Source organism: Pedobacter sp. UYP30, assembly GCF_040547165.1.
GTDB lineage: Bacteria > Bacteroidota > Bacteroidia > Sphingobacteriales > Sphingobacteriaceae > Pedobacter.
The window spans coordinates 1-4,388 of sequence record NZ_JBEPPD010000042.1 but is presented as its reverse complement, the minus strand read 5'-3'; the positions used below and the strand labels follow the sequence as shown (position 1 = coordinate 4,388).

Here is a 4,388-nt window from a genome sequence, read left to right as displayed (position 1 = left end):
TGGCATATTTGGTCTTGAAGAATACCTTGAGCCCAAGGCAATCTTAGTTGGTGTAATTTAAGGAAAAGTACCCACTACGTCAGTATAGAACAGGGTCAAGTTCCTGTTCTTATTTTAAAAAACTTTTTTTCGTCTGTTCCTGCAAATGCTAAAACCCTACAAAAGGTGGGTAGGCTTTTAATCCCGAAAATTGTCCGAAAGCCAAAATTCCTTAAGCAAATTAAATTTCTCAAAAAAGGGTGGAATAAGTGAGAATACAATTGCGGATGCGCTCTTGGACCGTATGGTACATACTTCCTACAGAGTTGAACTAAAAGGAGAAAGTCTAAGAAAAAAAAGGTAAAATTGTCATGCCATCATAAACTGATGAGCCAGATCACCAGGGGGGTCAGTATCATGCATTACCGGGGTCAACATGTCCGGAATATCCATAAACAGCATAGAATGGAAAATATAGAGGTTAGAAGAGTAACCCTAGATGATATTGAGGCTTTAGCAGAAATAGGTAGACAAACTTTCGAGCAAACCAATTCAGATACTAGCAGTACCAATGACATGGTCAAATATATGGAAGAAGGATTCTTCGTAGATAAGCTGACCGAAGAAGTCCGTAATATTGCTTCACAGTTTTACTTTGCCACGTTAAACGAGCAGGTGATCGGTTACCTGAAGCTGAATACTGGGAACTCAAAAACAGCGGCACTGGACGATGAATCGCTTGAGATCGAACGTATATATGTGCTTGCTGCATATCACGGGCAGAAAGTCGGCCAGTTCCTATATAATAAAGCCATGCAGGTAGCCGAAGAACAGAAGTTTCATTTTGTATGGCTGTGCGTATGGGAGAAAAACCCAAGAGCCATCCGCTTTTATGAGAAGAACGGATTTGTAGCGTTTGACCAAAAGTACTTCAAACTGGGTGAGGAGGAACAGACCGATATCATGATGAAAAAGATCTTGTAATGGAATAAAGGACTTACAAACCAGACTGTAAATAAGCTGATTAAGGCTGCTAAGTTTTATCGTTTAACGGTGGAATTTTAATAATGTACGTTTGAAATAAATAGAATAGTTATATTTTGAAATGGCAAAATAGCCATAAAGAATAGTGGGAGTTTATCGGTGGAGTTCACAGGGTATACTTTTTTAAACATCAGAATCCAATTGGTAATCACTCAGAAACGTTTCTAACTATATAAAAAGTCCATAAATAATGGACTTTTTACTAAGCGTATTCTTTTTGTTGTTCTTCCAATCTAGCTTTTTGTAAATCAAAAGCTGTTTGCATGCCGTACCAGTATTCAGCGCTTGTTCCCAAAAATTTACCAATTTTTATTGCGAGTTGTGCGGAAATGTTTCTCTTGCCAGCAAAAAGGAGGCTTAAATTATTAGGTAAGATTTCTAAAGCTTGGGCTAAATCTTTTTTTAAGATTTCCCTCTCTTCGATTTCCTCTAATAAAAACTCTCCAGGGTGGAAAGCTTGAATCTCTATTTCAGCACCTTTAGTGTTAAAGACCTGATTATTCATATCTAGTAGTATTTTAATCCGCTATGCCCAATGCATAGCGGGTTAGTATCAATAATCGCAAAAGCGATTAGTTATTATCCGTAATGGTTATTGATCTCCTCAACCTCCATCACTTCAAGACGTTCCTCTTTGGTTATCAAAAATATAAGCCTAAAAGCTTTATTTATTCTAATCGAGTATTTGCCTAAATATCTTTTTTCTTTAAGCTTTTCAAAATGCAAAGATTTAATTGCTCTTAAATCTTGAGTTCCATTTGCCTGCTTAATCTGGGCAATCCTTTTTTTGAAACCTAATTCGACTTCTTCAGGATATTTCATCTTCCCAGTGTTTTTGTTTTCTGCAAGTACACCTAGATACTCGTCGATAAACTTGATTTTCATAAATTACGTTTTAAAATTTTTTGCATTCATACCTTCCGATCTCATTAAACTGTTTTACAATTAGGACTATTCCTAATCCGATGCAATTATAAGTAAAACTTTAAATGTATCAAAATATGATAAGTATCAATAATTGATAAGTATCAAAAAATGATAATGTTTTGATAAAACATCTGGATGAATGTTATAGAATATACTAAAATCCGATATGAGCTATTACACAAAAACGGGGGTATAATGAGATTAATCAATTCGGAAGTTAAGATGAAATTCAAATTAAACATCTATATTGAACCCACTAAATAAATATTAGTCCTACATTTAAAATTTCATTTCAACCACTTATAAGCGCTTGAATACTTTATAGAATATAGTATTGATTAGAATCTAGCGTGTTTTTAAGAGTCAAAGGTGTTTTAAGTATGGAAATAACCAGCAAATTAGAGGGAGGTTCTTTATATTTGTAAAATCTATTAAATACTCTTTGAGAGATTAGGATTAATTGATATTGCTGAGATAGTAATTGTATGGGTATTTCAATTTATTTAGACTGATCGAATATAATTCTGTATATGCCTATGGCTGATACGGATCTTGTTTTTTAAAATTAAAAATTTGCTAAAACTTTTCGTTATATTTTAAAAAAAGATGACAGAATTAGAGAATCAAGATGGCAGTAGCTTTCCATCTACAAGTGACATACTATCTTATATTGATCACATACCTTTACCTCCAGGAATCAAGAAAAGTTTATGGAAATCTGTTGGAAGGCTAATCACGGGGCTGGTCGATGTTCCTGTAGCATACCTTGAAGCAAAAGTTCAACAAATAAGAACTGAAGCAAATGCATTAACACTTGTGACAAAAAATGCATCTGATGCTGCCGCAAAGGAATTTGGACAAGACCAATATCTCATAGATCGAACAGTAAATCATTTTGGCTCTAAACTATTACGAGAGCAAATTAATAGAGAAAAAACAGTTCAATTAGCATTGGACGATTTAAAAGCTAATAAACCAAAAGAGGATTCTAAAAACGAAATTGACCCAGATTGGTTGGAATTGTTTTCAAGGATTGCCGAAACAAAATCAAATGAAGACGTTCAGCTTTTTCTTTCAAAAATACTTTCCGGAGAAATAAGAAAACCCGGAACCTTCAGCCCGAAAACAATTCAAACTCTTTCTCTATTAGACCAGAATACAGCCGCAATTTTTCAGTCATTTTGTAATATCAGTTTTGAGATGCCAGAATTAGGTGATGGTATGACATGTGTTTTTCCTGATCCACTTGGCTCTCCGGGAAATAATGGCCTTTCTTCTATTGGGTTAAGTTATTCTGAACTAACCCAGTTACAAGATGCAGGACTGATTCAATACGACTTGAATGCTTGGAGAGAAATACCGCCTCAGCTTTTGAAAATGCCATTTACAATTGGAGACAAACTATATACTTTAAAATTAACAGCAGATACCCCTAGAGAATTAATACGGGTTGCAATTATAAATTTCACAAAAGTTGGACTTGAATTACGGAAAGTTATTCATTCATCACATAACCTAAAATATAACGCAAAATTTGAGGAGTGGGTTATCAGTAAGTTTAAGCTGAATAGTTAAGAAATACAATTGGGATGCTATGAGTAGGAATAAAATCTAATCTATTAGCCGCCGTTTTTTAATCAATAAATAATTTCATATCTAATATCGGAGATAGCGTCTAAAATTTAATAATCAAGCATTCTTTATCAAAAAACGGTCTATTTCTTGGAAAAAACTTTTGGTTTGCAAAATAAATAGGGAGTATATAAAGTAATCGTCATCTATAATGCTGATAAAAACAACATGATTAATCTTTTTTATTCGAATGGATTAAGTCCAATTTTGCTTCCTAAAGCATTTACATTTCTACTAGCTTTCAAAGGAAATATGATTTGTTCTTTGGTTATTTCTCGAAGTGTGATTGCTTCCATAAATTTCATAGCCATATTTATACACGCTACAACTATCCATATAATCCGAATATTAAATCCCAGTTACATTTCTTTTTTTTATGCTTTTTTATAATGTTACAGAATTTGTAAAATTTGGTAGTATTATACAGGTGTTGAATAACTAGAAAAAGTTTATCACTGGATTTTTTCCCTATTTTGTTAATTCCAAGCCACCCGCGATTTGCAAAAATGTTATTTACTATTCTGTAGTTCAATTTAACCGCTAAGTCTATGCTGTCCAGTAAAATCTGAGCCTGGACACTATCAATCTTTTCAGTTTGCCCAAATAATATTTTAGAACATACTTAGGCCTGCTTAGCTCAGTAAAACGCAGTGGCATAGAAACTGGAAAAAAGCATTTGGGGAGTAAGTTTTACGGATATCCTATACGGACTGATTATTCCGAACAAAGTACACCACATTCCGAGGCATAGTACACCAGTTTGGTTCTGGCTTTAGCACTAACTTTTTTACCATATCACTTTTGGA

General features: G+C 33.9%; 4 protein-coding genes and 1 pseudogene. 3 read left to right on the top strand and 2 right to left on the bottom strand.

All coding sequences use genetic code 11. The features are described from left to right. Nucleotides 1–244: 244 nt before the first annotated feature. A pseudogene (locus ABIB40_RS20480) lies at nucleotides 245–343 on the top strand (ATP-binding protein); the annotation flags it as partial. Nucleotides 344–444: 101 nt separating this feature from the next. Beyond that, the gene (locus ABIB40_RS20475; RefSeq protein WP_354361787.1) at nucleotides 445–963 is read left to right on the top strand and encodes a GNAT family N-acetyltransferase; all 519 of its coding nucleotides are present in this window, start codon (nucleotides 445–447) and stop codon (nucleotides 961–963) included. A 262-nt stretch (nucleotides 964–1,225) separates the two neighbouring features. Here ABIB40_RS20475 and ABIB40_RS20470 read toward each other — a convergent pair whose 3' ends face one another. Beyond that, nucleotides 1,226–1,528: a HigA family addiction module antitoxin gene (locus ABIB40_RS20470; RefSeq protein ID WP_354361785.1), complete on the bottom strand. Its 303-nt coding sequence runs from the start codon at nucleotides 1,526–1,528 to the stop codon at nucleotides 1,226–1,228. Between the two features lie 74 nt (nucleotides 1,529–1,602). Continuing rightward, on the bottom strand, nucleotides 1,603–1,908 hold the full coding sequence (locus tag ABIB40_RS20465) for a type II toxin-antitoxin system RelE/ParE family toxin (RefSeq protein ID WP_354361783.1): 306 nt from the start codon (nucleotides 1,906–1,908) through the stop codon (nucleotides 1,603–1,605). 648 nt (nucleotides 1,909–2,556) lie between these two features. Here ABIB40_RS20465 and ABIB40_RS20460 point away from each other — a divergent pair. Next, nucleotides 2,557–3,525 carry a DUF2806 domain-containing protein gene (locus tag ABIB40_RS20460; protein ID WP_354361781.1) on the top strand — a complete coding sequence of 323 codons (969 nt, stop codon included), beginning with the start codon at nucleotides 2,557–2,559 and terminating at the stop codon, nucleotides 3,523–3,525. Nucleotides 3,526–4,388: the final 863 nt, after the last annotated feature.

Coding starts and splice junctions, on each gene's coding strand:
- ABIB40_RS20465 (WP_354361783.1), bottom strand. CDS start 1,908: ATGAAAATCAAGTTTATCGACGAGTATCTAGGTGTACTTGCAGAAAAC.
- ABIB40_RS20460 (WP_354361781.1), top strand. CDS start 2,557: ATGACAGAATTAGAGAATCAAGATGGCAGTAGCTTTCCATCTACAAGT.
- ABIB40_RS20475 (WP_354361787.1), top strand. CDS start 445: ATGGAAAATATAGAGGTTAGAAGAGTAACCCTAGATGATATTGAGGCT.
- ABIB40_RS20470 (WP_354361785.1), bottom strand. CDS start 1,528: ATGAATAATCAGGTCTTTAACACTAAAGGTGCTGAAATAGAGATTCAA.